Annotated in this window: 3 protein-coding genes; all 3 read right to left on the bottom strand. The window is 56.1% G+C overall.

Annotated features, from left to right (window positions below; genetic code table 11):
• Window positions 1–221 precede the first annotated feature (221 nt).
• Window positions 222–584 (bottom strand): hypothetical protein, encoded by a 363-nt coding sequence (locus IEX86_RS24680; RefSeq protein ID WP_188868784.1) that lies wholly within the window; start codon window positions 582–584, stop codon window positions 222–224.
• Window positions 581–862, bottom strand: coding sequence for an ogr/Delta-like zinc finger family protein (locus IEX86_RS24675; RefSeq protein ID WP_188868783.1), 282 nt, complete (start codon window positions 860–862; stop codon window positions 581–583). Before IEX86_RS24675 ends, IEX86_RS24680 begins: the two co-directional genes overlap by 4 nt.
• 179 nt (window positions 863–1,041) lie before the next feature.
• The gene (locus IEX86_RS24670; protein WP_188868782.1) at window positions 1,042–1,215 is read right to left on the bottom strand and encodes a hypothetical protein; all 174 of its coding nucleotides are present in this window, start codon (window positions 1,213–1,215) and stop codon (window positions 1,042–1,044) included.
• Window positions 1,216–1,229 lie beyond the last annotated feature (14 nt).

Below are 1,229 nucleotides of genomic sequence, written 5' to 3'. Positions count from 1 at the left end.
TCGGACAGCCTGGCGACATTAGTCTTGTCCCGATCAGGCAGTGGCTTACCCCGCTTGGACACTGGGAGGTAAAACGCAGAGGCCGGTGAATCGGCCGGTATTCGAGGCGTTTTACCTTTGCGCTGCAGGACCTTTGCAGCGGTGTTTTGAGCGGTTTGCATAACGTTTCCTTGTACAGCGGGCAGAGCTTCCCCAAACCCATTGAGATTTATGGGCTGGTATTAGTGAGTTGAGCTGGGGTTAGGCGGCAGATCCGGATCGTCGATACAGGCCGCGAAGACTTCCGCTATGGGTATTCGGTAACGCCGACCTGATTCCGGATCGACCAGCACAGCGACCAGGCCGGTGCTGCTGTCTACGTCCAGGTAGCGATGCTCGGGTTCGGGCTTGAGTTCGGAATAGGCACGGTCAACCAGGCGCTTAGCCGTGTGCTCCGGCACCTGCAACCGCTCGTTCAGATGAATCACGGCGCGCATGAGTAACTGGTCAGTGTTGCCCAGGTGTTCGGCTTGATGGCGGATCAGGAAGGAGAGGGCAGCGGCCTGCATGCTGTCCAGATAGTTTTCAGGGGGCTGAATATTCATGGACGCTGCTCCAGACCTGATTTATCCAGCGAGGCTGGCTTGGTGGAGCCCTGCGGGATCTTGGGCTTGAGCTTCCCGGTCACGGTTGGAGCCATGGGCACTACGTGATAAGGATTCTCCAGCGCAGACGGCCGGATCTGGTGAACGATAGTCTGATGACCTTTGAACGTGGCTCCGCAATCGAAGTTGGTGCACTCGTACCATACATTCTTGAAGCATGGTGCCTCCTCTTCAGTTGTGCGCATACGGAGCTTTTCACGGCAGCTAGGGCATTTCATGGCCGTTGCTTCCATGGTCGATCAGCTCCCAGCGAGGCGGAAGCGGTGGCGTAAAGGCCTAATTCTTCAGGTACGGACATCATTCTCGTAAACCTTTGATACTGCAGGGCCTGGCGTTGGTTGGCAGTCGCTACTGCCGTCGTTCAGGCGTTCTGATTGGGTTCATGGGTTCCTCCTTCTTACACTTCATACAGGGCTCGGTTACGGCCTGTGAGCTTTATTGCAGCTCGACGCAAGCGAGCCTTAACTAACCATTCCGCCGCCTGGTTTCGGTCGGTTAATCCTTTGCGCTGCTGGACCCGGTCGAGCAGGTCGCACTCGTTGTCTTCATAATCAAAGCTGGCTTGAGGCATTCAAGGTACTCATA

This window comes from Pseudomonas asuensis (assembly GCF_014646755.1).
Taxonomy (GTDB): domain Bacteria; phylum Pseudomonadota; class Gammaproteobacteria; order Pseudomonadales; family Pseudomonadaceae; genus Chryseomonas; species Chryseomonas asuensis.
The sequence above is the reverse complement of the archived record's forward strand: the minus strand, read 5'-3'. Positions and strand labels throughout refer to the sequence as shown.